Origin of the sequence: Mesorhizobium australafricanum (assembly GCF_033977265.1) — a bacterium.
Taxonomy (GTDB): domain Bacteria; phylum Pseudomonadota; class Alphaproteobacteria; order Rhizobiales; family Rhizobiaceae; genus Mesorhizobium; species Mesorhizobium australafricanum.
In genome coordinates this window covers 461,302-484,371 of the sequence record NZ_JAVIIT010000002.1, presented here as the reverse complement: position 1 = coordinate 484,371, position 23,070 = coordinate 461,302, and the positions used below count along the sequence as shown (strand labels likewise).

Below are 23,070 nucleotides of genomic sequence, written 5' to 3'. Positions count from 1 at the left end.
ACGATTGGCCGGACCCCATGGCAGATCGAAGGTGTCCATGGAACAGGTCATCGCCAACGGACTGTATCTCGGCGCCCAGTACGCGCTGATCGCGCTCGGGCTAACCCTGATCTTCGCCCTGATGAACGTGCTCAATTTCGCCCACGGCCAGATGTATGTGCTGGGCGGGTTCATCACCTATACGGTCTACGGCCAGCTCGGCCTGCCTTTCGTGGTGGCGCTGCTCGCCTCCGGCGTCACGCTCGCCGTCATCGGTGCGCTGATGGAGAAATTCCTCTTTCGAACCGTCATCAGGCGAAGCCACCGCGAGGAGAGCACCATGTTGCTCGCGGCGGCCACCGCCTTCTTCTTCGATGCCGTCATCCTGCTCATCTTCGGCGAAAAACAGCGCGGCGTTCCCAAGATCGTCAAGGGCGTCTTCAACGACGCCGGCATCATCATGCCTTACGACCGGCTGCTCGTCGGTGCTTTAGCCATCATCTTCATCGCCGCTTTCGTCTTATACATGCAATACAGTCGGGTCGGGCGGGCCATGCGGGCGCTTGCCCAGGATCGCGTAGCCGCCCAGCTGATGGGTGTCAGGGTCGACCGCTATTCGATGATCGGCTTCGCCATGGGCGCCATGCTCGCGGGCGTTGTCGGTGGGCTGCTGGTCACCATCACCGGCGTCAATTCCGGCATCGGCGGACCGATCTCGATCAAGGCCTTCCTGATGGTGATGATCGGTGGCGCCGGCGTCGTCGGCGGTGCGATCGCCGGCGGCTTCATCCTCGGCATGATGGAGTCGGTCGGCCTCACCGTGCTGCGCGAATATGGCGACGTGACCTACCTCGTCATCTTCGCTGCCCTGATGGTGTTCCTGTCGGTCCGACCCAACGGGCTGATGGGCAAGCCGTGGGGTTGATCGCGCCATGACCCTCAATCGCAACATGAAGATCGCCGCGGTCGTCGCCTTCCTCGCGATCGTCTTCATCGCCGTGCCGACCGCGATCTCGGCCAGCGGCCGCTTCGACCTCTATTACACGCTGACCTCGGTGGCATTGCTCAGCATCGCCAGCGCCGGTGTCTGGCTCACCTTCTACATCGGCCGCATCAACATCGGCCAGGGCGCCTACGCGCTGACGGGCGGCTATGTCTCGGCCATCCTGGTGATGAACCACGGCTGGTCGTTCTGGCTGACGCTCCCCGTCGCAGGTCTGTTCTGTGCCGCGGCCAGCGTCCTGATTGGCCTGCCGATCCTGCGCCTGCGCGGCGTTTATTTCGCCATGGTCACGCTGGTGCTGACCGAGGTGGCGCGTCTGCTCGCGCTGGCACTGCCGATCACCAACGGCGCCAAGGGTATCGTCAGCATCCCGTTGCCGGGCGCCCTGTCGGTCTTCGGCATCACACTGATCCCCGATTTCGCCACGCTGCAGAATTCGCGGCTCGCCTTCTACCTGCTGGCGGTCGCGCTGATGGTGGTCTGCTTCGCGGTCATGTACCGGCTGGTCAATTCGCGCATCGGCAAGCTTTGCCAGTCGCTGCAGCAGAATGAGGAGCTCGCTTCCTCGATCGGCGTCAACATCGCCTATCTGCGCGTCATCGCCTATGCCGTGTCGTCCTTCTTCGGCGGCGTTTCGGGCGCCATCTTTGCCGCCATCTCGCAGTCGATCTACCCGTCGAGCTTCACCGTCACCGATTCCGTCAACTTCATGCTGAACTGCTTCCTCGGCGGCCTCGGCTATGTGTTCGGTCCGATGCTCGGCACGCTGGTGCTCTATTTCGGTTGGGACCTGTTGTTCCAGACCGGTCAGTTCCAGTTGCTCATCTATTCCGGCCTGATGATCGTCCTGATGCTGGTGCTGCCCAACGGCTTGCTCAGCCTTGCCGAAATGACCCGGAAGAAGGGTTGAGCCATGGCCGAAATGCTCGAAGTCTCCGGCCTGACAAAACGCTTCGGCGGCCTCGTCGCGGTCAACGACGTTTCCTTTTCGGTGCGCGAGAAGGAGATCCTGTCGGTCATTGGTCCCAACGGCGCCGGCAAGTCGACTTTGTTCAAGCTGATCGCGTCGTTCCTGCGGCCGACAACGGGCGAGGTGCGCCTGAAGGGCGAACGCATCTCCGGTCTCGCCCCGCATATCGCGGCCCGCAGGGGCGTGGTGCGGACCTTCCAGGAGACGACGATCTTCAAGAACATGAGCGTGCGCGACAACGTCATCATCGCGCACCATCTGCGCTCGAAGGCGAGCCTCTTCGGCTTCTTCCTGGGCACCGGCGCGGCGAAGGCCGACGAGGCCGCCTTCGGCCAATCAGCCGACGAGATCCTGGCACTGCTCGGCCTCGCCTCGCTCGCCAATGAAACCGCCCGCAACCTGCCGCATGGCCATTTGCGGGCGCTCGGTATCGCCATCGGCCTGGCCACCAATCCTTCCATCCTGCTGCTCGACGAGCCCTTCGCCGGCATGAACCACGACGAGACCATGCGCATGGTGGAAATGGTGCGGCGCCTGCGCGAGCGCGGCTTGACCATCCTGCTGGTCGAGCACGACATGCCGGCCGTGATGAAGATTTCGGACCGCCTCGTCGTGCTCAATTTCGGGCAGAAGATTGCCGAGGGAACGCCGTCGGAAATCCAGGCCAATGAGAAGGTGATCGAAGCCTATCTCGGCAGCGAAGACGAGGCGATCGGCCTATGAACCAGATCCTGAACTTCGCCAATGTCGAGCTCTACTATGACCATGTCTACGCGCTGAAGGGCGTCTCGCTCGAAGTCAACGAGGGCGAAACCGTCGCGCTGATCGGCGCCAACGGTGCCGGCAAGTCGTCGATCCTTCGCGCCATCACCGGCCTGCGCAGGATCAGGTCCGGCGAGATCCACTATGGCGGCAGGCGTATCGACGGCGCCGCCCCCGACGAGATCGTCAAGATGGGCATCGCCATGGTGCCGGAAGGACGCCGCGTCTTCCCGTTCATGACGGTCAGGGACAATCTCCTGATGGGCGCCTTCACGCGCACCAGCAAATCCGAGATCGCCGCGTCGATGGAGATGGTGCTGGGGCGCTTTCCGCGGTTGAAGGAGCGCTTCTCGCAGGCCGCCGGCACGATGAGCGGCGGCGAGCAGCAGATGCTGGTCATCGGCCGCGCGCTGATGGCGAAGCCGAAGCTTCTGCTGCTCGACGAGCCCTCGCTCGGCGTTGCGCCAAAACTCGTCCAGGACATCGCCCGCTCGATCGTCGCCATCAACCGCGACGAGAAGGTCAGTGTCCTTTTGGTCGAGCAGAATTCGCGCATGGCGCTGCGCATCTCACAGCGCGCCTATGCGCTGACCACCGGCAGTGTCGCGCTGAGCGGCAACTCCGCCGAATTGCTGACCGACGACCGGGTCAAGCGTCTTTATCTCGGCGGCGAGATCTGAGGCTGATTGGAATGCGCATACTCGTCATCAATCCCAACACCACCCAATCGATGACCGCCAAGATCGGCGAGGCGGCGGCAAGCGTCGCCTCCGATGCGACCCAGATCATCGCCGTCAACCCGGCCGACGGTCCACCGAGCATCGAGGGTTATTTCGACGAGGTTTTCGCCATTCCAGGCATCATTGCCGAAATGGGCAAGGCGCCGGCGGCCGATGCCTATGTCATCGCCTGCTTCGACGACACCGGGCTGGACGCCGCCCGCTGTGCCACCGAGGCTCCCGTCATCGGCATCGGCGAGGCGGCGTTCCATATGGCGAGCCTTGTCGCCGGCAAGTTCAGCGTCGTCACCACGCTTGCCCGCTCGGTTCCGGCGATCGAGCACAATCTGGCGAAATACGGCCTTGCCTCGCGCTGCGCCAAGGTGCGCTCGTCCGAGGTTGCCGTGCTCGAGCTCGAACGTCCAGGCTCGAATGCAAGACATCGGATTTCGGAGGAGATCGCGCGTGCCATCAGCGAGGACAAGGCCGAGGCGATCGTGCTCGGTTGTGCCGGCATGGCCGACCTTGCGCATAGTCTGTCCGAAGAACACGGCGTTCCGGTACTGGACGGCGTCGTCTGTGCCGTCACGCTGGCTGAGAGCCTGTTCAAGGTCGGCTTGAAGACATCGAAGATCGGTGGCTATGCGGCTCCGCGCGGCAAGCGGTTCGCCGGCATGTTCGCGCCGCTGTCGCCCACGGAAGCCGAGATCGTTTAGGCGGCTTTTGCTGCCCGACGACCGGCCGGCGTCCGGACAGGTGGGATTGACCGCTGCGCGAGCGATACTAGATTGGGCGGGCTGCTGGCGATTTGGGGGCAGATCGGGCCATTTCGGGCCCGCGCATTGAAAGCATGTTGACGGTACTCAGGGAAGAAGATCGAGACGACAAGCCGGCGGCGCGCTGGTCGCCGATCTATTTTGGGCTGAGGGACGCCATCGTCAGCCACCGTCTTGCTCCCGGCACCAAGCTGCCGGAAGACGAGCTTGCGTCGATCTATTCGGTAAGCCGCACCGTTATCCGCGCAGCCCTGCAGGCGCTGGCGCACGACCGGCTGGCGCGGCTCGAGCCCAACCGGGGCGCCTTTGTCGCCAAGCCGTCGAAGATCGAGGCGCGCGAGGTGTTCGAGGCGCGCGCCTTGATCGAGCCGAAGGTCGCCGCGCTCGCCGCCAAAGTGGCGGTGCCGTCCGACATCGTGCAATTGCGCCAGCATCTCGAAAAGGAGCACGAGGCGCTTCATGAAGGCCGCGACAGTGATGCTATCATGCTGTCGGCGCGTTTCCATGTCGGCATCGCCGAGATCGCGGCGCATTCGGTGTTCACCAATTTCGTCCGCGACCTCGTTTCGCACTCCTCGCTGATCATCGCGCTCTATTGGAAGCGCCGCGACGCGACCTGCGAGAAGCACGCCCATCACGCCCTGGTCGACGCCATCGAGGCCGGCGACAGCGCCGACGCCGCCGCCCTGATGAACAGCCATCTGGTCGACCTGCTGTCGGGACTGGATCTCACCGACAAGGTCGAGAAGTCCGACAGCCTGGCGGATCTGCTTCGCGCCTAGGAAGATGAGGCGGTTCAACTGATTGCCGAGCCGCCGTGGAGGCCGGCTAATGCATGTCGCCCAGAAGTGTGCAGCGGTACTGGGACAACGACATGCATCAAAACAATGACTTAAAAAGCGCGTCGCCTGAATCCGGTTCAGCGCGACGCACTTTAGGCCGCGGCTGCCTGCGAATAATCCATCCGCTCGAGGTCGGCGATAAGGCCGGGTCCCGTCGGCTGCCAGCCGAGATGCGCGCGCGTCCATTCGCTCGAGGCCGGCATATCGAGGCCCGCGAATATGGAAAGCCATCCGAAATGGTTCGCCGCTTCTTCCTGTGACAGCGATACCACCGGCACGGCGAGCCTTGCGCCGATCACTTCCGCGATCTCGCGCATGGCAATGCCTTCCTCGGCGACGGCGTTGTAGCGCACGCCGGCTTCCTGCTTGTCCAGCGCCAGACGGTAGAGCTTGGCGACATCGAGCACATGCGCCGCCGACCACCGGTTGCGGCCCTCGCCAAGATAGGCCGACACGCCCTTGGCACGCGTCTGCTCGATGAGTGGCGTGATCAGGCCTTGCTTCACCGTGTCATGCACCTGCGGCAGCCGCACCACCGATACCTTGACGCCCTTCTCGGCCATCGCCGCACCGGTAAGCTCCGACAGGATGCGCGGGTTGGGATGGTCGGTGTTGAAGACATCTTCCTTCGCCGGCTGCCCATGTTCGGCAGAACCCATGCCGACGCCCGACGTGATGAGGAGCAGCCGGTCCGAGCCGGCGAGCGCGCCGCCGAGCGCTTCGATCACGCGCTTGTCCTTCTCGCAATTCGCAACGAAATTCGAGAAATTGTGGTCGAAGGCAGTGTGGATCACCGCATCCGACTTTGCCGCGCCGTCACGTAGGCTGTCGAGGTCTTCGAGGTCGCCGCGATGCGCCTCGGCGCCCTGGGCGGCAAGCGACCGCGCACCGGCGTCGGAGCGGGTCAGGCCGAGCACCTGGTGCTCGGCGGCAAGAAGTTCGGGCACGATTCTGGAACCGATGAAGCCGGTGGCGCCGGTGAGGAATACACGCATGAGAGGTCTCCTATGTTGTTCGGAGGTCCTTCTTGCGCTATAACTCATTCTGTTAAAGTAGTGACATTATCATGGTATAATAGCCAACAGGATTGCAATGCCCCAAGAGACCGCCAACAAAGAGACGACCAACAAGCTTGGCACCTTTCTGCGGGATCGTCGCAAGCGCCTCGATCCCACCGCCTTCGGTTTCGCTACGGGACGGCGGCGCACACAGGGGCTGCGCCGAGAAGAGGTGGCGCAGCGCGCCAATATTAGCCCGACCTGGTACACCTGGCTGGAGCAGGGGCGGGGCGGCGCGCCCTCCGCGGATGTACTCAACCGCATCGCGACCGGGCTGATGCTGACCGAGCCCGAACGCGAGCACCTGTTCATGCTGGGCCTCGGGCGGCCGCCGGAAGTCCGCTACAGGAATGTCGACAGCGTGACGCCGCGCCTGCAACGCGTCCTCGATGCGTTCGACCCCAGCCCGGCCATCATCAAGACCGCGACATGGGATGTGGTCGCCTGGAACCGTGCCGCGGCGGCGATGCTGACTGACTATTCCAAGCTGCCGCGCGAGCAGCGCAACATCCTGCGCCTGATGTTCGGCAACCCGCGCGTGCGGGAGGCACAGGACGACTGGGAGAGCGTCGCTCGCTTCGTGGTTGGCTCGTTCAGGGCCGACGCTGCCCGCGCCGGCGCCGGTGCGGAGATCACCGAACTGGTTGAAGAATTGTCCCGCATGAGTCCGCAATTCGCGGCGCTGTGGCGGGACAATGACGTCGTCCCCGCGCATGGCGAAGGTGTGAAGCGTCTGCGGCATCCCGAAATCGGGCTGATCGAGCTGGAGTTCTCCGTCTTCGCGGTCGACGGCCGTCCGGAACTCGGCATGATCGTCTACAATCCCGTCACGCGCGCGGATGCCCAACGCATCCAGTCCTTGATCGAGTCCCGCGCCGCATGATGATGGGCCGCCGTGTCCGGCGGCCCGCCGCAAAGAGCTGAAATCGATCGCCTCAGTAGCCGACGGTGAAGCGCTGCCGGATATGCTTCGGGCTTTCGATCTCGTCCGCCATGACGATGGCGTAGTCCTCGAAGGAGATGCTGCTGCCCTTGTCGGTCGCCAGCAGCGCGTCCTTGCCGAGCCGGAACTTTCCGGTGCGCTCGCCCGCGACGAACAGGGCCGAAGGCGACAGGAAGGTCCAGTCGAGATCGGAGACGGTCCTGAGCTTGTCCAGGAAGTCAGCGCCTTTCAGCGCCTCGCCCTTGTAGATGGCCGGGAATTCCGGCGTGTCGACCAGGCGCTTGCCGGGCGCGACTTCGAGGCTGCCGGCGCCGCCCACGATCAGGTAGCGCTTGACACCGGAGGCGCGCACGGCCGCGATCAGCGTATCGGGATCGCTTGCGGTGAAATGCACCGCGCTGATCACGGCATCGTGGCCCTTGATCAACGCGGCCAGCGCGTCCCTGTCGAAAGCGTCGCCCTTCTTGGCGGTGACGCCCGGCAGCGCAGCGATCTTTTCCGGGTTGCGGGCAATCGCGGTGATGGCATGGCCGCGATCGGAGAGTTCCTTGAGCAGGCGCGAGCCGACCTGGCCGGAGGCGCCGATGAGTGCGATCTTCATGGAAGTTCCTTTTGCTTGGGGGAGGGACCGGGATTAGGCCGCCTGGATATGGGCGACGAGATTGTCGTAGCTGCCGAACAGCGCGTTCGAGCCGATCAGCCGGGGCGCGTCGTTGCCGATGATGGCGAGTGAGGGAACGCCATTGGCGTGCAGCCGCTGGAACAGGGCACGTCCGCGGCTGACCAGCTCGCGATGCGCGGCCAACACCTTGTCCGTCGGCGCCTTCACCGCCGTGGCGGCGTCCGCCATTCCTGCATCGGCCAGCACTTGGCGCACGCCGTCCGCCGTCACGATATCGCGGCCGTCGACATAGCGGGCGTGCTGGATCGCCTTCAACGCCGGCAGCCGCTGGCGCGGATCGTCCAGGCCCGCGGCGCTGATGCCGAGCGTTGCGGCGCTGGAATCGAGCAGCGTGCCGCGAACGTTGAGCACATTGTCGAGATAGGCCTGGCTGAAGCGCTGCCCGCTCAACCGCTCGATGCGCTGGTCGTTGGCCCAGGCATGGGCGGCAAAGCCCGCATCCAGCGGCCGGGCGCCGGCGCCGGAGAAGAGTCCGGTCGGCAAAAGGTCGAATGCGATGCCGCTTGCCGCGAGCCTGTCCAGCATCGGCGCGGCGCCGTAGCACCAGCCGCAAAGCGGGTCGAAAAGATAGGTCACGGTGGTGTCGGTCATTGCCATCCGGTCCGGGGAGCGTCGTCTCCGGGCTAGATGGCAGTTTGGCTGGTTGCAAAAAACCTCGATCAATCATACAAACTGTCTGATCAAATCAGACAATAGCGATGGCCGACCTCCTCAATCTCAACCGTCTCGTCTACTTCACCACTGTCGTGGAGACAGGATCGTTCACCGCCGCTGCCGATCGCCTCGACGTCGCCAAGGCTGTGGTCAGCCATCAGGTGGGCAAGCTTGAAGCGGAGCTTGGCGCGACGCTGTTGCAGCGCACGACCAGGCGTGTCACGGCGACCGAGGAGGGGCGGCGGTTCTACGACCGCGCCGCCATCATCCTGCGCGAAGCGGAAGCGGCCTATGGCGATGTCTCGCAAAGCGCGGGCAGGCCGACCGGGACGCTGCGTCTCACCGCATCGCTCGATTACGGCGCCAAGATCGTCGCCCCGACCATTGCCGAGTATCTGAGGAAATACCCGAAGGTGAAGGTCGAGGCGATCTTCGACGATGCGATCAGCAACCTGGTCGACGAGCAGATCGACCTCGGCATCCGCATCGGCTGGCTCGCCGATTCCTCGAACCAGGCGCGGCGCCTGGGGACCTTGCAGCAATTCGTCGTTGCAACTCCGAAGCTCGCGGCCGGCCTTCCAGCCTATGTAAGCCCGAAGATCGCAAAATCCCTGCCATGGGTCGGCAACGCGCAATTGCGCGGTACCGGCCAGTGGCTGTTCTCGAAAGATGGCGAGACGGTGCTGGCCGAGCTCAATCAGGTCGTGATCTGCGACAAGACCCCCGCGGTGCAGGCCTGCGTGCTGGCCGGCATCGGGCTCGGCGTCTTTCCGGACTTCGCCGTCGAGGACGACATCGCCGCCGGTCGCCTCGTGCGGGTGTTTGCCGACTGGAACCTGCCGTCGGGCGGCATCCATGCCGTCTATCCGCCGGCCCGCTTCAGGCCGGCCAAGGTGCGCGCCTTCGTCGATCTCCTGGTGGCGGCGGAAAGGAAACGGGCGCGAAGATGAGAGATGCTTGGCGCCGATGCCTGCGCTAGATTGCCTAGGCAGTAAGGTAGGAACTCTCCAGGGAGATATCGGTGAACGTCAACGAAATCAGGTGGTCGTCGTCCGAAAAGAAAGTCGCGCGCCGCGCTTTTGATACGGCGCTGGAGGCGGCGCTCGGCGAGACGATGACCGAACTCAAAAGCAAGGTCAGTGCCGTCACGACACCTGATGACATGTGGGAGATCGAAAATTATCTGCGGCAGCAGCGCCGAAAGATCGATCAGATGTTCGACTATCGCTATTCGCAGCTGACCGTCGTTTTTGGCGTTCTCGTCCGGGAAGGATATCTGGACGAGAGCCAGCTTGCCGGTTTGTCGGAAGACAAGCGGGAGGAGATCCGCCGGTTCCTTTCCTGGCACGCCAAGGGGTAGGGCGCTGGCGACCGGAGTCTCGGCGATGATGCATCAGGTCTGAGATCGTCGTCCACCAGATCGCTTCGGCGAAGCATCAACGCCGCCCGGCTGCCTGATTTGGTCGATGAAAGCACGCAGCTTGGGCAGAACCTGGTGCCTTTCCGGGTAATAGAGAAAAACGCCCGGCGAGGTCACCGCGAAGCGGGCGAGCAACGCCTGCAGGCGCCCATCGGCAATCGGCGCTTCGGCGATCGGGCTTGGCACCTGGGCCAGCCCGACGCCCTGGATCGCCGCGCCGAGAAGCGACGGATAGTCGTGCGCGATGAGCGGTCCCGAGACGATCGCCTCGACAGCCTTGTTGCCGTCGACAAAGGACCATGGCGCGACCGAACCGTTCGAGCGGCGCAGGCGCAGGCAGGCGTGGTCGCGCAGATCCTCGATGCGCTCTGGCATCGCGCGCCGGCGCAAATATTCGGGACTGCCGACGACCATCATTGGGAAGGACGGCGTCAGGCGGACCGCGACCATGTCGGGCGCGATCAGATCGCCCATGCGGATGCCGGCGTCGAATCCCTCAGCGGCGAGATCTGCCAGCTCGCCACTGGCGACGATCTCCAGCTCGATCTCGGGATAGGCCTGGCAGAAGGAGGCGATCATCGGCTCCAGCAGCACCGGCACCACGGCCGGCGGTACCGAGATACGCAACAGCCCGGCCGGCCGCTGGCCGATCCCGCGCGCGATCTCGCTTGCGGCGATCAATTCCTCGAAGGCCGGCCGGGCGCGAGCGAAAAAGCGCTCGCCGGCTTCGGTCAGGCCGACGCTGCGCGTCGTGCGGACGAAGAGCGCGGCACCCAGGCGCGCCTCGAGCGTGCGTATTGCCTGGCTGATTGCTGACGGGGTGACGGACAGCTCGGCCGCCGCCTTGCGGAAATTGCGGTGCCTGGCCACGCTCAAAAACGCCTCGACGCCGTCGAGCGCGCCATGCCTGACTGTGAAGTTCTGCTTCATGACCCATCGACATTATCGCGGATAGTTGTCGGCAGAAAGCGGCCGTATTTGTTGTCTGACCTGGAAGCCTGAAGGGAAGTGGCAATGACAAATGAACTCGATCGCGTGCGCGATCACTACCGCGCGACCGGCCTGACCGATCGGTTGAAGACTGCGCTGGCGGTCTTCGGGCCGGAGGAAAAGCGGCTGATGCCCGAGCAACTGGCCACGCTCGATCAGTTCCACACGCGTGGGCTTGCGGCCACCGCCGAGCTGGCCAGTCTTGCGGCTATCACCGCCGACATGTCGGTGCTCGACGTCGGATCGGGTCTTGGCGGGCCGGCCCGCTTTCTTGCCGCGACCTATGGCTGCGAGGTGACCGGCGTCGACCTCAGCGAACCCTTCGTCGAGGCCGCTCGTTATCTGACCGCGCGAACCGGGCAGGACGGCAAAGTGTCGTTCGAAGCCGGCAGTGCGCTGGAGCTGCCCTTCGAAGATGGCCGGTTCGATGCCGTGCTTTTGCAGCACGTGGCAATGAACATTGCCGACCGGCCGCGGCTCTACCGCGAGATCAGGCGGGTGCTGAAGCCGGGCGGAAAATTCGCGACCTTCGACGTCGTGCTGAATGGCGGCGACCCCCACTATCCGGTTCCGTGGGCGAAGACGCCAGGCGAAAGCTTCCTTCTGACGGCCGACGCGACCTGCGAGGCGATCGAAGCCGCCGGCTTCGGCACGCTTGTCCAGAAGGACGACACGGCTGCCGCCAAGGTCTGGTTCGCTGAGCTCCGCGCCTCCGGCCCGCCGCCTTCGCTCAACCTCGGCGTGGTCATGGGGGCTGGCTTCGTGGACCTTGCTTCCAATCTCGGACGCAATCTGATGGAAGGCCGGCTGGGCATTCTGACAGCGGTGTTCGAAGCCGTTGCTGTGAAGGCTTGATAGGAGGCGAAGATGTCACCTGCGATGATCTTCAACATCCATCTCGCGCTCGGCTACGTGCCGTGGCTGCTTTGCTTTGGCGCCTATATCTGGCCAAGGCTGAAATCCATGGAGCCGAGAGAGGCGCAGCGCGCCATCGCGACGCTGCACAGCTTCCGTTTCTTCGGGCTCGTCTTCCTCATTCCGGGCGTCACCGGACCGGACCTGCCCGGCGGCTTTGCCAGTTTTGCCGCCTATGGCGATTTTGCGACCGGCTTGCTCGCCATGCTGGCGCTGCTCGCCGTGGCGAGGCCCGCGATCTTCTGGCCGCTTGTCGTCGCCTTCAACCTCGCGGGCGTGGTCGACATTGTCGGCGACTACTACCACGGCACCATGCTCGACCTTCCCGGGCATGCCGGCCAGTTGGGCGCTGCCTATGCGATCCCGATCCTCTACGTGCCGCTGCTTATGATCACGCATGTCGCGGCGCTTTACCTGCTTGTGCGTCGCGGGCTCGGCGAGCCCGCGGCGACCTAATAGACCGGGGTCGCCATATGTTTGGGCGCCGGCCATTCGCTCGTGATCTCGGGCTGCACCGGCCGCTCGAGATAGGTCGACAGCACGACATAGCTGCGCGTCGAGGTGACCCCGGGGGTGTCGTAGAGGCGCGCCAGCAGGCCTTCCAGCGCGCGCGTATCCTCGGTGCGCACCTTGAGCAGCATGCACGTGTCGCCGGCGACAGTGTGGATCTCCTCGACCTCCGGATATTTGGAGACCGCCATCAGTTCCGGCGTCTTGCCCCAGCCCCTGGTGTCGATATGCACGAAGGCTAGCAGCGGCTTTTTGATCGCCCTCGGATCGATGATCGCCGATGTGGCGCGGATGGCGCCGCTGCGCTTCAGCCGCTTGACCCGCTCATGCGCCGCCGGTGGCGACAGGCCGACACGCTCGCCGAGCTCGGCATAGCTGATGGTCGCGTCCTCGACGAGAACGCCTAATATCTTTCGGTCGACAGCGTCGACCTCGCGGGCCGGATGCTTGTTCCGCTGAATATCATCTGTTTCTGTTTCCATATGGAAATTCTCCGTTGATGCGGAATTTAATTCGGCCATTATGATGATATGTCGAACAGTGATCAATCAGCAATTCTGACGGCGGGGTCCCGCGCGCCGATTCCCGCCGCCGCCTATCTGCTGACGGGCTGCATCGCCGTCATCGGCTCCAATTCGCTGGTTCTTGGACCCATCGCGCCGGCCGTCGCGGCATCGTTCGGCGCCAGCGTGCCGGCGGTGATGACGGCTGCCGCCGCCTTTGGCCTCGGCACGTCGGCCAGCGCGCTCTTCCTTGCCCGCTACATCGACCGGATCGGCGCGCGCCGCATGCTGCAGGGCGCGTTGCTGTTGCTGGCGCTAGCCCTTGTGGCCAGCGCTTTGGCGCCCACGGTCGCGTTGCTCGTGACGGCCCAACTGGTAGCCGGCGTTGCCGCCGGCATCGCCATGCCCGCGATCTATGCCAGCTCGGCCGCGATCGCGCCGCCCGGTCGCGAGAGCGGCACCATCGGGGTCGTGCTGACCGGCTGGACGCTCTCCATGGTCGCCGGCGTCTCGCTGTCGGCCGTGATTGCCGATCTCATCCACTGGCGCGCCGTCTTCGCCGCCGTGGCGCTGCTGGCGGGAACCGCCGTTGCCGGCCTGGCGATAAGTTCGCTGCACGACACCAGGAAAAGTGGTCCGGCGCCGTCGCCGCTCGGCGCGCTCGCCGTTCCAGGCATCCTGCCGCTGCTCATCGCCTGCGGCGCGTTCATGACCGCCTTCTATGGCGTCTACGGCTATCTCGGCGACCATCTCCATGAAGCCCTCGGCGAACCGGTCAGCGCCAATGGCCTGGCGGCGGTCGCCTACGGCCTCGGCTTCGGCGCCGCCGCTTTGCTCGATGGCGTCATCGACCGCCTCGGCGCGCGTCGCGTCATGCCCTTCGCCTATCTGCTGGTCGCCGCCGTCTATGTCGCGATCGCCCTGGCGAGCGGCAGCTTCGGCTTGCTGCTGGCGTCAATAGCCGTCTGGGGTCTTGCCAATCATTTCGGGCTGAACGTGCTGGTCATGCGGCTGACCGCGCTCGATCCGTCGCGGCGCGGCACCATCATGGGGCTGAACAGCGCGGTCACCTACCTGGCCGTCACCGTCGGCACCGCCGGCTTCGGCCCGCTCTACACCGGCCTCGGCTTCGCCAACTGCGCCTTGATCGCCGCGGGACTGATGCTGGTGGCGGCATCGGCCGCGGCGTGTCGGTCGGACATCCTTCGGCAATAGGCTTGCGTCTCTCTTCGCCCTTTCCACCCCTTTTGTTTTTACGCAATTCCTAACGGAAAACCGTTTCACACTTTTCCTGGAATTGTTCTAAGGCTGGCTTCCGAACCGGAGTCGCAGCCGATGAAGACGACGCTCGAGATCACGGCCGAGCCCTCGCCGCAGGACCTCGCTTTCCTGAGCGGGAGCCTTACCGCTTTCAACGATGGCGATGTCGGCGCGTCAGGCCGAAAGCCGCTGGCGGTTTTCGCGCGCGACGAGCATGGCGGCATCGTCGCCGGCATTTCCGGCTATACCGCCTGGGGCTGGCTTTATGTGCAGTGGCTGTGGGTGGACGAAAAGCTGCGCGGCCGGCGAATGGCCGCCGACATGCTCGACGCCGCCGAAGAAGAGGCGATCGTGCGCGGCTGCCACGGCGCCTGGATCGACACCTTCAATCCGATCGCCGAGAAAGTCTATCGGCGCCAGGGTTATAAACCGTTCGGCAAATTGCCCGACTTTCCTGTCGGCCGCAGCCGCATTTTCCTGCAGAAGAAACTCTGATGCATGTTGCCCAAGGTGCGTTTTGGAAGGGCGACATGCGCGATCTGATCAGCCCGCGAGTTTTCCGCCACGCATCGGCTCGGGCGCGCCGGTGGTGCTTGGAAAGCTGATCGGCAGGCCGCGCAGCACGCGCACGGCGAGGAAGGCGAAGCACTCCGCTTCGACAGCGTCGCCCTTCCAGCCGAGCGCTTCGGCCTGCACGACCTCGACGCCCGCGCGGCTCTCCAGCATTGCCATCATCGTCGGATTGTGGCGGCCGCCGCCGCTGACCGCCAGCCGCTTCGGCCGGCGCGGCAACAGGTCGAGCGCCTTGCCGACAGCGGAAACGATGAAGGCCGTCAGCGTCGCCGCGCCATCCTCCGCGCCGAGTCCCTCGGCCATCGCCGCGGTGAAGTCGAAGCGGTCGAGCGACTTCGGATAGGGCTTTGTCAGATACGGATGCTGCAGCAGCCTGGCGAGCCGTTCCTCATCGACCTTGCCTGCGGCAGCCAGTCTGCCGTCGCGGTCCATCTCGCCGAGGCCTTTCGCCTTGATGAAATCATTGACCGGGGCATTGGCCGGCCCGGTGTCGAAGGCGACGATATTGTCCTTGCCGTCCCACCAGGTGATGTTGCCGACGCCACCGAGATTGAGCACGGCGGTGTCGCCGCTGGCATCCGCCTCCTTGAGCAGCGCCGCATGATAGGCGGCAGCCAGAGGCGCGCCCTGGCCGCCGGCCGCGACATCGGCAGTGCGGAAATCATAGGCGATCTTGGTGCCGAGCAGCGAGGCCATCAGCTCGCCGTCGCCGAGCTGGCGCGTGCGGCCGATCCGGCCCGGCTGTGGCGCGCGATGCAGCACTGTCTGGCCATGAAAGCCGACGACGCCGATATCGGTCATGGACATGCCCTGGCTCTCGACCAGGTCCCTGACCGCCGCCGACTGCGCCCGCGTCAGCGCCTCTTCGGCTTGGCGAAAAATCGCCGGTTCCGGTCCCTCGAAATTCCAGGCGCGCGCCTGGCGCAGCGTTTCTTCGAGCAGGGTGCGGATCGATTGCGGATAGGGGGCCAGAGTATAGGTGCCGGTGTCGGCGATGCGCTCGCCATCCGTCTTGATCAGCGCCACGTCGATGTTGCCGTCGAGCACCGTGCCGGTCATCAGGCCGACGGCCCAGATTGGTTCCATGGTCGTTCCTCGAATCGCCGTTCAAATCACGTGTCGGACGGATCGGCTCGTCAGGCAAGTGTCTCGCTGCACCCAAGCAGGCCGCCGCATGGACCGGCGGCTTTTTGCGTCGAATGGTGAAAACGGAGCAACGCCGTTCTTGCCTCCCGGCCAAGAAGGCGCGAGGCTGCGGACAAAGAACACCGGCGGGCCGACTGTCCGGATGGATTTTCGCAAGGAGGACACGACATGGCAGCCAACGTTGCGGTCATCGCAGGCGCGGGGCAGGGGCTCAGCGCTTCATTGGCACGGCTTCTCGGCAGGGAAGGTTTCCGCGTCGTCCTCGCCGCGCGCAACGTCGACAAATTGGCGGCGCTGGTCAAGGAAACCGGCGCGCAGGCTGTGGAGGCCGACGTGTCGGACACGGCCTCCGTCGAGCGGCTGTTTGAGGCGGCCGACAAGGCAGGCCCGCTCGAAATTGCCGTCTTCAACGCCAGCGGCCGCACGCGCGGCCCCATCGCCGAGCTCGATCCCGAGGCGGTCAAGCAAGCCCTGCTTGTCGGCGCCTATGGCGGCTTCCTGATCGGCCAGCAGGCGGCACGCCGGCTTCTTGCACGTGGTTCCGGCTCGATCCTGTTCACCGGCGCCAGCGCAAGCCTCAAGGGCTTTTCCGGTTCCGCCGGTTTTGCCATGCCGAAATTCGGCCTGCGTGGGCTGGCGCAGTCGATGGCGCGCGAGCTCGGCCCGAAGAACATCCATGTCGCGCATTTCATCATCGACGGCCAGATCGAGCCGGCCGGACAGGCGCCCGAGCCCGACCGGCCGGACCGCCGGCTCTCGCCCGACGCGATCGCCGAGACCTATCTCGCCGTCCATCGCCAGCATCGCAGCGCCTGGAGCTTCGAGGTCGAACTCAGGCCCTGGGTCGAGACGTTTTGAGACTTCGGCCGTGCCGGCGACACGACGGCGATCGGCGCGCTCCAAGTGATAGAATCTTTGAGAGAGTATTTTCCGCAGTCGCTCCGAGAGAAAAAGCGATCGGACGTGAACGCAATTTGCCGCAAAAGCCGGGAATTGAGCGCCGGCTTGCTCCGTTCGCAATGAGATTGGTCGGTGCGTTTCTTCACCGGCAATGACGCGCGTGTCATCGTCCGGTGGGGCCGCCAGAGCAATTCCAGGAAAAGTGAGCGGCGGTTTTCCGTCCGGAATTGCGAAAACAAACAGTTCCGCCAAGAGGAGCCTGTCCATGCCCAGAATAATCCCGGTGCTCGATCTCGCCCGCTTGGAGCAGGGGCCGTCGGAACTGCGGACTTTCTTGTTCGATCTACGAACGGCGGCGCGCGATGTCGGCTTCTTCTATCTCACCGGCCATGGCATTACCCAGCCGGAAATCGATGCGGTGCTCGACGCGGCGCGCCGCTTCTTTGCCTTGCCGGAAGCCGACAAGCTCGCCATCGAAATGGTGAAATCGCCGCAATTTCGCGGCTATACGCGCGCCGGCGGCGAGCTGACCAGAGGCAAGGCCGACTGGCGCGAGCAGTTGGACATCGGTGTCGAGCGCACGACCATTTCGCAAGCGACGGGCGTGCCGGCCTGGACACGGCTGCAGGGTCCGAACCAGTGGCCAGCCGCACTTCCCGATCTCAAGCCGGCCCTGCTTGCCTGGCAGGCCAAGGCGACGGAGGTGTCGATCCGACTGCTAAAGGCCTTCGCGCTTTCGCTCGACCAGCCGGAGGACGCTTTCGATCCGATCTATCGCGGTGAGCCCAACCACCGCATGAAGATCGTGCGCTATCCCGGCCGCGATGTTACCGGAGACGACCAGGGCGTCGGCGCGCATAAGGATGGCGGCTTTCTCACCCTTCTTCTGCAGGACGAGAACAAGGGCCTGCAGGTCGAGTATGACGGCAGCTGGGTCGATGTGGATCCGATCCCGCAAACGCTCGTCGTCAACATCGGCGAGCTCCTGGAACTGGCCTCGAACGGCTATCTCAGGGCGACCGTGCACCGCGTGATCACGCCGCCGGCCGGCGTCGAGCGCATTTCGGTTCCCTTCTTCTTCAGTGCACGGCTCGACGCGACGATCCCGCTGCTCGACCTGCCGCAGGAACTGGCGGCCGAAGCGCGCGGTCCGGCCAGCGATCCAGACAATCCGCTGTTCCGCAATGTCGGAACCAACGTGCTGAAAAGCCGGTTGAGGTCGCATCCCGACGTGGCGCGGCGGCATTATGCCGATCTTCTGGAAAAAGCGTCGGCTGCCGGCTGACGATTTTGCCTTATTCGAGCGAGACTTTTTCGCGACTCCGATCTTTTTTGGAATTCCGTTCTTGGAAAATACCCCGGTGAGGCCCCAGATAACGACTATCGCTCGGTGTTTTCCTCCCATTGCGCCGGGCGATGTTCCCCTCTGAAGGTTATGACCTTCATTCTTGGCCGGGCCGCTTTCGCGCCCGGCCTTTTTTCTTTCGCCGTGCTGTGAAAATGCGCCAATCAGGCGAAGGCTATGCGGATCGATCCATAGGGGCCGAAATCCGAAACGATCCGGTCCCCATGCCGGCATTCGACCGGCCGGATGAAGGAGCCCGACAGCACGACCTGGCCGGCCTCGATGCGCATGTCGTATTGATGCAGCCGGTTGGCGAGCCAGACGATGCCTTTCGCCGGATGATCGAGCACGCCGGCGCCAAGCCCCGTTTCCTCGACCTCGCCATTGCGCGACACGATGGCGCCCATCCAGCGCAGATCCGCCTCGCGCGGCCCTGCCGAACGGCCGCCGACGACGATGCCGGCATTGGCGGCATTGTCCGAGATCGTGTCGAAGAAGGTCCGGATCTTGCCGGTCTCCTTGTTCACCCGCTCGATGCGGGTGTCGAGGATTTCGAGCGCCGGGGTGATGTGATCGGTGGCGTCGAGCACATCGTCGATCGAAATGTCCGGACCGGCTAAAGGCGCCTTCATGACGAAGGCGATCTCGGCCTCGATGCGCGGCTGGATGAAACGATCGGCCGGCACCGTGCCGCCATCCTCGAAGAACATGTCGTCGAACAGGATGCCGGAATCCGGGATGTCGATGCTGAGCGCCGACTGCATCGCCTTCGAGGTCAGGCCGATCTTCCAGCCCTTGATCGTGAGGCCGGAAGCGACCTTTCGCTTCACCAGCGCCGCCTGTACGCGATAGGCATCGTCCATCGTCGCTTCAGGAAAATCGAGGCTGAGCAGCCTGATCTGGCGACGGTCGCGCTCGGCTTCGAACAACCGGCGGGCGGCCTCCTCGACTTGGCTTTCCGTCATCATCGACCGGCTCCTTCGTCGACGACGCCGTTGCGGAGCAGCCCGATGCCGTCGGCCTCGACCTCGATCACATCGCCGGGTTTCAGCCAGACCGGCGGGTCGAAGCGGGCGCCGGCGCCCGTCGGCGTGCCGGTAACGATGACGTCGCCCGGCACGAGCGTGGTGAAGGTCGAGATGTAGTTGATGATCTTGCGGAACGAAAAGATCATGCGGCCGGTGCGATCCTGTTGGCGGAGTTCACCGTTCACGCGCGTGGTCAGCGCGATGTCGCCGATCTGCGCCTCGTCGGTGAACGGCACCAGCCACGGCCCGATGGAACCTGTGCGGTCGAAATTCTTGCCCTGGGTGACGTTGAACCTGGCGTGGCGCACCCAGTCGCGGATCGTGCCTTCGTTGCACAACGACAGCGCCGCGATATGGCTGAGCGCATCGGCTTCCGCGATCCGTCGTCCTCCCTTGCCGATGACAATGACGATCTCGCCCTCATAGTCGAGCTGCGGCGATTCCGGCGGCCGCACCAGGGGCGCGCCATGGCCGACGAAGGAGCGCGGGAAGCGGATGAACAGCGATGGGTTCGAGGGCGCCGCCTGCCCGTCCTTGTACTCCTCGTTGCGGTCCGGATAGTTGACGCCGACGCAGATGATCTTTTCCGGGGAGGGGACAGGGATTTCGTAAGTGATGTCCTCGACGCTGAAATCGGCGGCGAGGCCTTCGGCTTCCTCGGCGAGTTTGCCGAGCGCGCCGGCCTCGATCACCTCGCGCAGCGTCGGCCATTCCCGGTGGCGCGCCGAGAGGTCGACGACGCCCTTATCGGTGATCGCGCCGTAGCGCGTCTTGCCGCCGATGGTGAAGGTAGCGAGGCGTGCCGCGCTCATGCTGATGCTCCGGAGTCGATTCTGTTGGCTAACCGGTAGCGTCGAGCTCTACGGCGCCCCGCGCCCCCCTCTGTCCTGCCGGACATCTCCCCCTCTTGGGGGGAGATCAGCAGAACTTGCGGCCGGCGCTTTTCTTGCGGCGTTGAAAATTGGCGAAGGCGAAGATGACAGCCAATCTCCCCCCTTGAGGGGGAGATGTCCGGCAGGACAGAGGGGGGCGCCGTAGAACGCGAACATCTCCCAATAGCCCGTCAAGGCGCCACGATCGGCGAAGCCGCCAGATCGGACTTGCGCGGTTCAACGCCCGCGAACACGCTGCCTTCCTCGAACCAGCTTTTCGGCGCCGGCGCGCCCCACAGCGTCTGGCGCTGCGGATCCTTCAAATCCCACTTGATCGGCTCCAGGTCCGGATCGACCGTCTGGTAGTCCGAGCAATAGATCTCGATGCGATGATTGTCGGGGTCGCGGATATAGAGGAAGAAGGCATTGGAGATGCCGTGCCGGCCGGGGCCGCGTTCGATATTCGGCAGCCAGCCGGTGGTCGCCATCAGGTCGAGCAGGTCGATGATGTTGAGTGGCGTCGGCACCCAGAAGGCGACATGGTGCAGCCGCGGGCCGAAGCCGTTGGTGAAGGCGATGTCGTGCACGCCGCCCTTGCGATGCGTCCAGGCGGCCCACAGCTTCCCGGTCTCGGCGTCCTCTGTGTATTCGGTCACGCGGAAGCCGAGCTCATTGTAGAAGGCCACCGATTCATCGACGTTGGGCGAGAAGCAGTTGAAGTGGTCGATGCGCAGCGGCTTCACGCCCTTGTACAGCGCGTATTTCTGATGGATCGGCGGCAGCCGCTCCATCTTCGAATAGAATTCGAGCGGGATGCCGTGCGGGTCGCGGGTGCGGAAGGTGCGCGACTGGTACGGCCGCTCCACCCATTCAACCGGCTGGCCTTTGGCTTTGAAGAAATGCGCGGCCTTGTCGAGATCCTCGTCGGAGAAGACCTTGAAGCCGAGGTCGCGCGCTTCAGGTGTCGTCGCCTTGCGCAGCACGATGCAGTGATGGCCGCGTTCCTCCAAGGCGCGCAGATAGATCGCGCCGCTGGTCTCGTCGGTCACCTGCAGGCCGAGCGTGTCGACATAGAAGGCGCGGGATTTCGCCAGGTCGGTGACGGCGAGCTCGACATGGGAGAGCCGCACGATGTTGAAGGCTGGGTAGAGGTTGGGTTGGGGCAGGGCCATTGATGTCTCCGGTCAGCCGCCGAGCTTCTGGATCGAATGCGGCGCCGTGGCGAACGCGATGTTCTTGGTTTCCATGTAGAAGTCGAACGACCAGTCGCCGCCGTCGCGGCCGATGCCCGAGCTCTTGACGCCGCCGAACGGCGTCGTCAGGTGGCGCACATTCTCCGAGTTGACCCAGATCATGCCGGCATCCAGCGCGTCGGTGAAGCGCAGCGCGCGGGTGACGTCGGAGGTCCATAGATAGCCGGTGAGGCCGTACTGCGTGTCGTTGGCCAGCGCCAGCGCCTCGGCTTCGTCCTTGAACGGGATCGCGGTCAGCACCGGACCGAAGATTTCCTCCTGGGCGATGCGCATCTTGTTGGTGGCGCCGGTAAACAGCGTCGGGCTGACATAGCAGCCGCCGCCCGGGCCGGCGAACTTGCTGCCGCCGGCGGCGATCACCGCGCCTTCCGATTTGCCGATCTCGATATAGGAGAGCACTTTTTCTTCGTGTACGGGATGGATCAACGGCCCGACCACGGTGTCCGGATCGAGCGGGTGGCCGATCCTGATGCGCCTGGCCTTCTCCGCCACCAGATCGGTGAACTTGTCGTGGATCGAGGCCTCGACCAGCAGGCGAGACGACGAGGTGCAGCGCTCGCCGTTCAGGGAATAGATCATGAAGACGGCGGCGTCCGCGGCCCGCTCCAGGTCGGCGTCGGCGAAGACGATGACCGGGTTCTTGCCGCCGAGCTCGAAATGCACGCGCTTCAGCGTTTCAGCGCCTTGGCGCATGATCATCGAGCCGGTGCGGCTTTCGCCGACAAAGCCGATCGCCTTGATGTCGGGGTGCTCTGTCAGCGCCCGGCCGGCATCCTCGCCAAACCCGTTGACGAGGTTCCAAACCCCCTTCGGCAGACCGGCTTCCTCGGCGATCTCGACCAGCAGCCGGGCGGTGAGCGGCGACAATTCCGCCGGCTTGTGTACCACCGTGCAGCCGGCGGCCAGAGCCGGCGCGATCTTCCAGGTCGACAGCATGAAGGGCGTGTTCCACGGCGTGATCACGCCGACCGGGCCGATCGGCACGCGCGTCGTCAGATTGAGCTGGTTCGGCGCCCTGAGCGAACGGCCGTCACGCGCTTCCGGCGCGCGGTCGGCATAGAAGCGAAAGTTCTCGGCGCCGCGCAGTGCTGCCTTGGCCATGAATTTCAGCGACTGGCCGGTGTCCATGCATTCGATGAAGGCGATTTCTTCGGCCCGCGCCACGATGGCGTCGGCAATTTTGTGCAGCAGCTTCTTGCGGGCTTCACCGGAGATCGCCGCCCAGTCCTTGAACGCGGCCTTTGCCGCCTTGGCGGCGCGGTCGATATCGGCCGCTTTGCCGCGCGCCACAGTCGCGAGCGGCTTGAGGTCGATCGGCGAGATCGTCTCATATGTCGAACCGTCGGCGGAGGGCACCGCCTCGCCGCAGATCTGGTTGAGCACGCCGTGCTTGCGGAAGCGCTCGAGATAGGCCTCGACTTTCTTCAGATTGTCGTCCAATGCCGCCATGGGTTCTTCCTGTTGATTGCTTGTCGCGCCCGGTTCCTTGCCGCGATGCTCACTTGCCTCGCAAGCGCGGATGGATGGCGTTCTTTTTCCAGCTTAGCTCGGCGTCGATTTCGCGGATCTCCAGCGACAGCGCGAAATGCGGCGTGGCGAACAGCGATGAAAGATGGTCGGCGACCTCGGCGAAGATCGCCTCGCCGGCGCTTTTCTTCTCCTCTTCGCCGCGGCCCTTGCCAATGCGGAAATTCATGTCGAGGAAACCGTTCTCGGGCAGCCGGTCGGCGATCGCATAGGCCTCGGCGCGGAAGGCGCGCACCCTGACCGCGCCCGGTTCGAACAGGCCGGTATCGAGGATGGCGCGCGAGACCAGCGCGCAGAGCTCACCCATGTCGACTTTTGGGTCGAGATTCGCCGAATATTCGATCGACATATGGGGCAAGGGTTCCTCCACCTTGTAGTTAACATGTGAATTACATCTTGACGACCGAATGTCAAGCGTCGTTCTCTATGCGGGCGCAGCT

The 23,070-nt window shown here is 64.4% G+C and carries 26 protein-coding genes; 15 read left to right on the top strand and 11 right to left on the bottom strand.

Going from position 1 to position 23,070, the window contains the following annotated elements; translation table 11 throughout:
- Positions 1 to 37 precede the first annotated feature (37 nt).
- The 6 genes from RFM98_RS05765 (at position 38) to RFM98_RS05740 (ending at position 4,991) form a co-directional block, all read left to right on the top strand.
- On the top strand, positions 38 to 904 hold the full coding sequence (locus tag RFM98_RS05765; RefSeq protein ID WP_320307932.1) for a branched-chain amino acid ABC transporter permease: 867 nt from the start codon (positions 38 to 40) through the stop codon (positions 902 to 904).
- 7 nt (positions 905 to 911) lie between these two features.
- Complete coding sequence (locus RFM98_RS05760; RefSeq protein ID WP_320307931.1) at positions 912 to 1,892, top strand: branched-chain amino acid ABC transporter permease; 981 nt, start codon at positions 912 to 914, stop codon at positions 1,890 to 1,892.
- 3 nt (positions 1,893 to 1,895) lie between these two features.
- Positions 1,896 to 2,675: an ABC transporter ATP-binding protein gene (locus RFM98_RS05755; protein ID WP_320307930.1), complete on the top strand. Its 780-nt coding sequence runs from the start codon at positions 1,896 to 1,898 to the stop codon at positions 2,673 to 2,675.
- A complete protein-coding gene (locus RFM98_RS05750) occupies positions 2,672 to 3,394 on the top strand; it encodes an ABC transporter ATP-binding protein (protein WP_320307929.1) in 723 nt (240 codons plus the stop codon). Before RFM98_RS05755 ends, RFM98_RS05750 begins: the two co-directional genes overlap by 4 nt.
- A gap of 11 nt (positions 3,395 to 3,405) precedes the next feature.
- Entirely contained in the window at positions 3,406 to 4,149 is a 744-nt protein-coding gene (locus RFM98_RS05745) for an aspartate/glutamate racemase family protein (RefSeq protein ID WP_320212813.1), read from the top strand.
- 134 nt (positions 4,150 to 4,283) lie between these two features.
- A complete protein-coding gene (locus tag RFM98_RS05740; protein WP_320307928.1) occupies positions 4,284 to 4,991 on the top strand; it encodes a GntR family transcriptional regulator in 708 nt (235 codons plus the stop codon).
- 152 nt (positions 4,992 to 5,143) lie between these two features.
- Here the strand turns inward: RFM98_RS05740 and RFM98_RS05735 are convergent, their stop codons facing one another.
- Positions 5,144 to 6,046 carry an SDR family oxidoreductase gene (locus tag RFM98_RS05735; protein ID WP_320307927.1) on the bottom strand — a complete coding sequence of 301 codons (903 nt, stop codon included), beginning with the start codon at positions 6,044 to 6,046 and terminating at the stop codon, positions 5,144 to 5,146.
- Positions 6,047 to 6,143: 97 nt separating this feature from the next.
- Here RFM98_RS05735 and RFM98_RS05730 point away from each other — a divergent pair, with 97 nt between their 5' ends.
- Entirely contained in the window at positions 6,144 to 6,992 is an 849-nt protein-coding gene (locus RFM98_RS05730) for a helix-turn-helix transcriptional regulator (protein ID WP_320307926.1), read from the top strand.
- A gap of 52 nt (positions 6,993 to 7,044) precedes the next feature.
- Here the strand turns inward: RFM98_RS05730 and RFM98_RS05725 are convergent, their stop codons facing one another.
- Together RFM98_RS05725 and RFM98_RS05720 are read right to left on the bottom strand one after the other, a co-directional pair.
- Positions 7,045 to 7,653, bottom strand: coding sequence for an NAD(P)-dependent oxidoreductase (locus tag RFM98_RS05725; RefSeq protein ID WP_320307925.1), 609 nt, complete (start codon positions 7,651 to 7,653; stop codon positions 7,045 to 7,047).
- A 33-nt stretch (positions 7,654 to 7,686) separates the two neighbouring features.
- Positions 7,687 to 8,325: a DsbA family protein gene (locus RFM98_RS05720; RefSeq protein WP_320307924.1), complete on the bottom strand. Its 639-nt coding sequence runs from the start codon at positions 8,323 to 8,325 to the stop codon at positions 7,687 to 7,689.
- 107 nt (positions 8,326 to 8,432) lie between these two features.
- Between RFM98_RS05720 and RFM98_RS05715 the strand changes: the two genes are divergently transcribed.
- Together RFM98_RS05715 and frp are read left to right on the top strand one after the other, a co-directional pair.
- On the top strand, positions 8,433 to 9,338 hold the full coding sequence (locus RFM98_RS05715) for a LysR family transcriptional regulator (protein ID WP_320307923.1): 906 nt from the start codon (positions 8,433 to 8,435) through the stop codon (positions 9,336 to 9,338).
- A gap of 71 nt (positions 9,339 to 9,409) precedes the next feature.
- The gene (gene frp / locus RFM98_RS05710) at positions 9,410 to 9,748 is read left to right on the top strand and encodes a fluorescence recovery protein (RefSeq protein WP_320307922.1); all 339 of its coding nucleotides are present in this window, start codon (positions 9,410 to 9,412) and stop codon (positions 9,746 to 9,748) included.
- Positions 9,749 to 9,781: 33 nt separating this feature from the next.
- On the opposite strand, the gene RFM98_RS05705 is transcribed toward frp, so the two are convergent.
- Complete coding sequence (locus RFM98_RS05705) at positions 9,782 to 10,738, bottom strand: LysR substrate-binding domain-containing protein (protein ID WP_320307921.1); 957 nt, start codon at positions 10,736 to 10,738, stop codon at positions 9,782 to 9,784.
- 84 nt (positions 10,739 to 10,822) lie between these two features.
- Between RFM98_RS05705 and RFM98_RS05700 the strand changes: the two genes are divergently transcribed.
- Positions 10,823 to 11,653: a class I SAM-dependent methyltransferase gene (locus tag RFM98_RS05700; protein ID WP_320307920.1), complete on the top strand. Its 831-nt coding sequence runs from the start codon at positions 10,823 to 10,825 to the stop codon at positions 11,651 to 11,653.
- A gap of 12 nt (positions 11,654 to 11,665) precedes the next feature.
- Positions 11,666 to 12,169 (top strand): DUF8737 domain-containing protein, encoded by a 504-nt coding sequence (locus RFM98_RS05695; protein WP_320307919.1) that lies wholly within the window; start codon positions 11,666 to 11,668, stop codon positions 12,167 to 12,169.
- On the opposite strand, the gene RFM98_RS05690 is transcribed toward RFM98_RS05695, so the two are convergent.
- On the bottom strand, positions 12,166 to 12,705 hold the full coding sequence (locus tag RFM98_RS05690) for an Lrp/AsnC family transcriptional regulator (RefSeq protein WP_320307918.1): 540 nt from the start codon (positions 12,703 to 12,705) through the stop codon (positions 12,166 to 12,168). The genes RFM98_RS05695 and RFM98_RS05690 overlap by 4 nt on opposite strands.
- 48 nt (positions 12,706 to 12,753) lie before the next feature.
- Between RFM98_RS05690 and RFM98_RS05685 the strand changes: the two genes are divergently transcribed.
- The gene (locus RFM98_RS05685; RefSeq protein WP_320307917.1) at positions 12,754 to 13,941 is read left to right on the top strand and encodes an MFS transporter; all 1,188 of its coding nucleotides are present in this window, start codon (positions 12,754 to 12,756) and stop codon (positions 13,939 to 13,941) included.
- Between the two features lie 120 nt (positions 13,942 to 14,061).
- Positions 14,062 to 14,481 (top strand): GNAT family N-acetyltransferase, encoded by a 420-nt coding sequence (locus RFM98_RS05680; protein WP_320307916.1) that lies wholly within the window; start codon positions 14,062 to 14,064, stop codon positions 14,479 to 14,481.
- Between the two features lie 48 nt (positions 14,482 to 14,529).
- On the opposite strand, the gene RFM98_RS05675 is transcribed toward RFM98_RS05680, so the two are convergent.
- Positions 14,530 to 15,645: an anhydro-N-acetylmuramic acid kinase gene (locus tag RFM98_RS05675; protein ID WP_320307915.1), complete on the bottom strand. Its 1,116-nt coding sequence runs from the start codon at positions 15,643 to 15,645 to the stop codon at positions 14,530 to 14,532.
- 228 nt (positions 15,646 to 15,873) lie between these two features.
- Between RFM98_RS05675 and RFM98_RS05670 the strand changes: the two genes are divergently transcribed.
- Both RFM98_RS05670 and RFM98_RS05665 read left to right on the top strand, forming a co-directional pair.
- Positions 15,874 to 16,563 (top strand): SDR family NAD(P)-dependent oxidoreductase, encoded by a 690-nt coding sequence (locus tag RFM98_RS05670; protein WP_320307914.1) that lies wholly within the window; start codon positions 15,874 to 15,876, stop codon positions 16,561 to 16,563.
- A gap of 307 nt (positions 16,564 to 16,870) precedes the next feature.
- On the top strand, positions 16,871 to 17,890 hold the full coding sequence (locus tag RFM98_RS05665; protein WP_320307913.1) for an isopenicillin N synthase family dioxygenase: 1,020 nt from the start codon (positions 16,871 to 16,873) through the stop codon (positions 17,888 to 17,890).
- Between the two features lie 224 nt (positions 17,891 to 18,114).
- Here RFM98_RS05665 and hpaH read toward each other — a convergent pair whose 3' ends face one another.
- The 5 genes from hpaH to RFM98_RS05640 all read right to left on the bottom strand — a co-directional run bounded on the left by hpaH (position 18,115) and on the right by RFM98_RS05640 (position 22,988).
- Positions 18,115 to 18,918 (bottom strand): 2-oxo-hept-4-ene-1,7-dioate hydratase, encoded by an 804-nt coding sequence (gene hpaH / locus RFM98_RS05660; RefSeq protein ID WP_320307912.1) that lies wholly within the window; start codon positions 18,916 to 18,918, stop codon positions 18,115 to 18,117.
- Entirely contained in the window at positions 18,915 to 19,790 is an 876-nt protein-coding gene (locus RFM98_RS05655) for a fumarylacetoacetate hydrolase family protein (RefSeq protein WP_320307911.1), read from the bottom strand. The genes hpaH and RFM98_RS05655 overlap by 4 nt, the downstream gene beginning before the upstream one ends.
- Before the next feature lie 251 nt (positions 19,791 to 20,041).
- Positions 20,042 to 21,022: a 3,4-dihydroxyphenylacetate 2,3-dioxygenase gene (hpaD, locus tag RFM98_RS05650; RefSeq protein ID WP_320307910.1), complete on the bottom strand. Its 981-nt coding sequence runs from the start codon at positions 21,020 to 21,022 to the stop codon at positions 20,042 to 20,044.
- Positions 21,023 to 21,034: 12 nt separating this feature from the next.
- Entirely contained in the window at positions 21,035 to 22,552 is a 1,518-nt protein-coding gene (hpaE, locus tag RFM98_RS05645) for a 5-carboxymethyl-2-hydroxymuconate semialdehyde dehydrogenase (RefSeq protein WP_320307909.1), read from the bottom strand.
- Positions 22,553 to 22,601: 49 nt separating this feature from the next.
- Positions 22,602 to 22,988: a 5-carboxymethyl-2-hydroxymuconate Delta-isomerase gene (locus RFM98_RS05640; RefSeq protein ID WP_320307908.1), complete on the bottom strand. Its 387-nt coding sequence runs from the start codon at positions 22,986 to 22,988 to the stop codon at positions 22,602 to 22,604.
- Between the last annotated feature and the right edge of the window lie 82 nt (positions 22,989 to 23,070).

Excerpts from the sequence above, each read along its gene's own strand:
- RFM98_RS05765 (WP_320307932.1), top strand. The coding sequence starts at position 38 with ATGGAACAGGTCATCGCCAACGGACTGTATCTCGGCGCCCAGTACGCG.
- RFM98_RS05720 (WP_320307924.1), bottom strand. The coding sequence starts at position 8,325 with ATGACCGACACCACCGTGACCTATCTTTTCGACCCGCTTTGCGGCTGG.
- RFM98_RS05670 (WP_320307914.1), top strand. The coding sequence starts at position 15,874 with ATGGCAGCCAACGTTGCGGTCATCGCAGGCGCGGGGCAGGGGCTCAGC.
- RFM98_RS05690 (WP_320307918.1), bottom strand. The coding sequence starts at position 12,705 with ATGGAAACAGAAACAGATGATATTCAGCGGAACAAGCATCCGGCCCGC.
- hpaE (WP_320307909.1), bottom strand. The coding sequence starts at position 22,552 with ATGGCGGCATTGGACGACAATCTGAAGAAAGTCGAGGCCTATCTCGAG.
- RFM98_RS05680 (WP_320307916.1), top strand. The coding sequence starts at position 14,062 with ATGAAGACGACGCTCGAGATCACGGCCGAGCCCTCGCCGCAGGACCTC.
- RFM98_RS05715 (WP_320307923.1), top strand. The coding sequence starts at position 8,433 with ATGGCCGACCTCCTCAATCTCAACCGTCTCGTCTACTTCACCACTGTC.
- RFM98_RS05675 (WP_320307915.1), bottom strand. The coding sequence starts at position 15,645 with ATGGAACCAATCTGGGCCGTCGGCCTGATGACCGGCACGGTGCTCGAC.
- RFM98_RS05655 (WP_320307911.1), bottom strand. The coding sequence starts at position 19,790 with ATGAGCGCGGCACGCCTCGCTACCTTCACCATCGGCGGCAAGACGCGC.
- RFM98_RS05685 (WP_320307917.1), top strand. The coding sequence starts at position 12,754 with ATGTCGAACAGTGATCAATCAGCAATTCTGACGGCGGGGTCCCGCGCG.
- RFM98_RS05745 (WP_320212813.1), top strand. The coding sequence starts at position 3,406 with ATGCGCATACTCGTCATCAATCCCAACACCACCCAATCGATGACCGCC.
- RFM98_RS05730 (WP_320307926.1), top strand. The coding sequence starts at position 6,144 with ATGCCCCAAGAGACCGCCAACAAAGAGACGACCAACAAGCTTGGCACC.
- RFM98_RS05755 (WP_320307930.1), top strand. The coding sequence starts at position 1,896 with ATGGCCGAAATGCTCGAAGTCTCCGGCCTGACAAAACGCTTCGGCGGC.
- hpaH (WP_320307912.1), bottom strand. The coding sequence starts at position 18,918 with ATGATGACGGAAAGCCAAGTCGAGGAGGCCGCCCGCCGGTTGTTCGAA.
- RFM98_RS05740 (WP_320307928.1), top strand. The coding sequence starts at position 4,284 with ATGTTGACGGTACTCAGGGAAGAAGATCGAGACGACAAGCCGGCGGCG.
- RFM98_RS05700 (WP_320307920.1), top strand. The coding sequence starts at position 10,823 with ATGACAAATGAACTCGATCGCGTGCGCGATCACTACCGCGCGACCGGC.
- RFM98_RS05760 (WP_320307931.1), top strand. The coding sequence starts at position 912 with ATGACCCTCAATCGCAACATGAAGATCGCCGCGGTCGTCGCCTTCCTC.
- RFM98_RS05695 (WP_320307919.1), top strand. The coding sequence starts at position 11,666 with ATGTCACCTGCGATGATCTTCAACATCCATCTCGCGCTCGGCTACGTG.
- RFM98_RS05725 (WP_320307925.1), bottom strand. The coding sequence starts at position 7,653 with ATGAAGATCGCACTCATCGGCGCCTCCGGCCAGGTCGGCTCGCGCCTG.
- RFM98_RS05735 (WP_320307927.1), bottom strand. The coding sequence starts at position 6,046 with ATGCGTGTATTCCTCACCGGCGCCACCGGCTTCATCGGTTCCAGAATC.
- RFM98_RS05705 (WP_320307921.1), bottom strand. The coding sequence starts at position 10,738 with ATGAAGCAGAACTTCACAGTCAGGCATGGCGCGCTCGACGGCGTCGAG.
- RFM98_RS05665 (WP_320307913.1), top strand. The coding sequence starts at position 16,871 with ATGCCCAGAATAATCCCGGTGCTCGATCTCGCCCGCTTGGAGCAGGGG.
- hpaD (WP_320307910.1), bottom strand. The coding sequence starts at position 21,022 with ATGGCCCTGCCCCAACCCAACCTCTACCCAGCCTTCAACATCGTGCGG.
- RFM98_RS05750 (WP_320307929.1), top strand. The coding sequence starts at position 2,672 with ATGAACCAGATCCTGAACTTCGCCAATGTCGAGCTCTACTATGACCAT.